Here is a 3947-nt window from a genome sequence, read left to right as displayed (position 1 = left end):
GCGATGGCGCGAGTCGAGCAGACGGTCGCGCAGCGCACCGTCCAGTCGCGCATCCCGTCCGGCTGGCGCAACGTCGTCTCCGCCCCCCAGGTGGAGGTCTTCCAGCTCGGCGAGACCGAGGTCAGGGTCGGGTGGCAGCGCGGGCGTCGCGGCCCCGAGCTGGCCGACGTGCACGACGAGGTGTCCGGTGTGCGTCTGGTGTCGGCGACACCGGTGGCCCGGGGAACCGACGGCTGGCGCGTGGCGGTCGACCACGAGGGACTGAGCACCGTGCACCAGGTGCGTCTCGCCGGTGATCGCGTCGACGTCGACTCGCCGTGGGGTCACCTCCCGCTGGTCGCCGTCCCGCGCTTCGTCGATCCCGCGGACGCCGTCGCCAGCGGCAGCCTGCTCGCGCCGATGCCCGGCACCGTCGTCAAGGTCGCCGTCGAGTCCGGCCAGGAGGTCGCGGCCGGCGACGTCGTCCTCGTCCTCGAGGCCATGAAGATGCAGCACACCGTGACCGCGCCCACCGCGGGCACGGTCACCGAGATCAACGTCCAGCCCGGTGCGCAGGTCGCCGCCGGAGAAGTCCTTGCCGTCGTCGAAGGAGAAGAGCAGTGAGCGTCAACATGTTCAGCGAGACCGAGGAGCGCCAGGAGCTCCGCAAGCAGGTCGCCAAGCTGGCCTCGAAGTACGGCCGCGACTACTTCACCGAGAAGGCTCGCTCCGGTGGCAAGACCACCGACCTGTGGCTCGAGCTCGGCAAGAACGGCTACCTCGGCATCAACATCCCCGAGGAGTACGGCGGCGGTGGTGGCGGCATCGGCGACATCGCTGCGGTCTGCGAGGAGCTCGCCGCCCAGGGCTGCCCGATGCTGCTCATGGTCGTCAGCCCGGCGATCTGCGGCACGATCATCACCCGCTATGGCACCGAGGCGCAGAAGCAGAAGTGGCTGCCGGGCCTGTGCGACGGCACCTCGACGATGTGCTTCGCCATCACCGAGCCCGACGCCGGCACCAACACCCACAACATCACCACCACCGCCCGCCGTGACGGCGACGGCTGGGTGCTCAACGGCCGCAAGATCTGGATCTCCGGCGTCGACGAGTCCGACAACGTGCTCGTCGTGGCCCGCACCGAGGACTCCAAGACCGGCAAGCTCAAGCCCTGCCTGTTCGTCGTCCCGACCGACGCGGAAGGCTTCGAGGCCAACGCGATCCCGATGGAGATCGTCTCGCCGGAGAACCAGTTCCAGGTCTTCATGGACGACGTCCGGCTGCCGGCCGACGCGCTCGTCGGCGACGAGGACGGCGGACTCGTGCAGCTCTTCGCCGGCCTCAACCCCGAGCGCATCATGGCGGCGGCGTTCTCGACCGGCTTGGCGCGCTACGCCCTCGAGAAGGCGACGCAGTACGCCAAGGAGCGGGTCGTCTTCAAAGTCCCGATCGGGGCCCACCAGGCGATTGCGCACCCACTCGCCCAGAGCCACATCGAGATCGAGCTCGCCCGGCTGATGAACCAGAAGGCTGCGGCCCTGCTCGACTCCGGCGACGAGATGGCCGCCGGCGAGGCCGCCAACATGGCGAAGTACGCCGCAGCCGAGGCCGCCTGCGACGTCGTCGACCGCGCGGTGCAGACCCACGGTGGCAACGGTGCGAGCCAGGAGTACGGGATGGCGGGGCTGCTCGTCGCGACGCGCGTCGGTCGGATCGCCCCGGTCAGCCGCGAGATGATCCTCAACTTCGTCTCGATGCACTCCCTGGGACTGCCGAAGTCCTACTGAGCCCACCCGAAGAGTGGCCGAGGAGTGGCCGACGAGACAGGCCCGCGGAACCGCCGAGACCGGCTCCGCGGGCCTCTCGATTCCCCTAGTCATTGACCATGCCCAGTCCATGGTCGGTGGGTGGCGCCACGGCGCTGCGCGACCACGCCCCCACCGCCGGGGCCGCGCTGGACGGGCTGATTGCGATGTGGCCGTCCTCGACCAGCGAGATCGATCTGGCCACCATGCGCATGGTCACCGCCGAGGGGCTCGGGCTGACTCCACTGCGTCGTCCGCCGACGGGTCCGCGTCGTACGGCGCCGGTGCCGCAGGCGATCGTGATGGCCTTCGCGGAGCAGTTCGCCGTCGACGTGACCGAGATCAGCGACGACCTGCGTGAGGCCTGGCTCACCGCGACGGCCCGCGACGCCTTCGACGGCGCGCTCGCGATCTACGTGGCCGACTTCGCGCCCAGGGTGCGCGCGGTGCTCGACAGCCTCTTCGGCGTCCAGGAGTGGGCCGATCCCGACCTGGTGCGCTCCGATCACGCCCGGGCGATGATGGATGAGTTCATCGGCGAGGTGGCGCGGCTGCACCAGGTCGACCCGGTCACCACCGAGCTGGTGCGGCTGCGTGGCGCGCGCCAGCACGGTTGTCGGGTCTGCATGCACCGCCGCGACCTCGCCGCCGTGCGGGCCGGAGCAGGGGCCGTGATGTTCCAGGAGGTCGACGACTACCGCAACAGCACCCTCAGCGGCCCTCGGCGGGCGGCCCTGGTGCTCGCCGATGCCCTGATCTGGACCCCTGCCGACATGCGCCCCACCGACATCGACGACGTCCGGACCCATCTGACGCCGGCCCAGGCCGTCGAGGTCGTGCTCGACGTCATGCGCAACGCCACCAACAAGATCTCTGTCGCCCTCGGCGCGGACGCCCCCGACTTCGCCGGTGTCCAGCTCTTCGAGGTCGACGACGCGGGCCGCCTGCTCTTTCCGTGAGGCAACCCACGCGCGTGGGCGGGGCCGTCGTGGGGCGGTACGGCGTCCGGGCGCGGTAGTTTGCTGCCATGGGCGTGGTGAGCGGTGTCGACCGCACGCAGCGCCGGTTCACGCCGTTCGGCTTCCCGCTGGCCGTGATCTACAAGTTCTTCGACGACCAGGGCAACTACCTGGCCGCGACCCTGACCTACTACGCCTTCATCGCGATCTTCCCGCTGCTGCTGCTGGCGTCCTCGATCTTCGGGTTCTTCCTCCAGGGCGATCCCGAGCTCCAGGAGCAGGTTCTCAACTCGGCGTTGGCGACGTTCCCGATCATCGGTGACCAGCTCGGTCGTCCCGAGGGTCTCCAGGGCTCGACGAGCGCGGTCGTCGTCGGTGCGGTCGCGGCGACGTACGGCGCCCTCGGCCTCGGGGTGTCGATCCAGAACTCGCACGCCGTGGCGTGGGCGATCCCCCGCAACAGCCGGCCGAACCCGATCCTGCTGCGGCTCAAGAGCCTCCTGTTGCTCCTCTTCGCCGGCATCGCGGTGCTCGGGATCTCGATCTTCTCCGCCATCACCACCGCCGGCCTGCCCGGCGGCGGTGACACGATGCTGTTCGCCGACCGGCTCGACACGACCCTGCGGCTCCTGATCCAGCTCGCGACCGTGATCATCGTCGGACTCGTGCTGACGGGTCTCTTCCGCTTCGCCCGGCCCTCCAGCCCGCAGCGCATGCGGACGGCGCCCGGAGCGTTCACCGTCGCGGTCCTGTGGCAGGGCCTGCAGTTCCTCGGCACGGTCTACGCCTCCAACGTCCTGACCGGGCCGAGCACGCTCAACAAGACCTTCGGGCTGGTCCTCGGGCTGATCGGCATCATCTACATCGCCGCCGTCATGGCGATGCTGGGGGTGCAGGTCAACGTCGTGCTGGCGAGGCGCCTGTGGCCGCGGGCGCTGCTCACCCCGTTCACCGACAGCGTCGACCTCACCGAGGCCGACCGGCGCGCCTACGCGATGTATGCCCAGATGCAGCGACACAAGGGCTTCGAGACCGTTGTGGTGCGTTTCGACGGTCGCGACGGCGGCACGCACGAGATCCTGCTCGACCCGCAGGCCAGGGCCCCCGAGACGCGGGTGCTCGTGGAGCCGACCGGCGAGATCGACGTGCCGCGGCAGGGGCGAGGCCCGCGACGTCGGCTGCGCGACGGGTCGAGCCCGCCGTC

4 protein-coding genes are annotated in these 3947 nt (G+C 70.2%); all 4 read left to right on the top strand.

From position 1 onward, the window contains the following. On the top strand, positions 1-603 hold a 603-nt coding region (locus tag VOI19_RS15830; RefSeq protein WP_323793928.1), incomplete at its 5' end, for an acetyl-CoA carboxylase biotin carboxyl carrier protein subunit. Positions 604-611: 8 nt separating this feature from the next. Then, positions 612-1766: an acyl-CoA dehydrogenase family protein gene (locus tag VOI19_RS15825; protein WP_416366391.1), complete on the top strand. Its 1155-nt coding sequence runs from the start codon at positions 612-614 to the stop codon at positions 1764-1766. A gap of 98 nt (positions 1767-1864) precedes the next feature. Then, positions 1865-2743, top strand: a complete 879-nt coding sequence (locus tag VOI19_RS15820; protein WP_323793926.1) for a hypothetical protein — start codon at positions 1865-1867, stop codon at positions 2741-2743. Between the two features lie 68 nt (positions 2744-2811). Next, positions 2812-3947: YihY/virulence factor BrkB family protein (locus VOI19_RS15815; protein ID WP_323793925.1), on the top strand; the 1136-nt coding region annotated here is incomplete at its 3' end.

It is taken from the genome of Nocardioides sp., from assembly GCF_034670285.1.
GTDB lineage: Bacteria > Actinomycetota > Actinomycetes > Propionibacteriales > Nocardioidaceae > Nocardioides.
Note: the sequence above shows the minus strand (reverse complement) of the source record. Positions and strands in the feature narration are given on the sequence as shown.

Bases quoted from the DNA above. Each gene is read 5' to 3' on its own strand.
- VOI19_RS15825 (WP_416366391.1), top strand. From the start codon at position 612: ATGTTCAGCGAGACCGAGGAGCGCCAGGAGCTCCGCAAGCAGGTCGCC.
- VOI19_RS15820 (WP_323793926.1), top strand. From the start codon at position 1,865: ATGCCCAGTCCATGGTCGGTGGGTGGCGCCACGGCGCTGCGCGACCAC.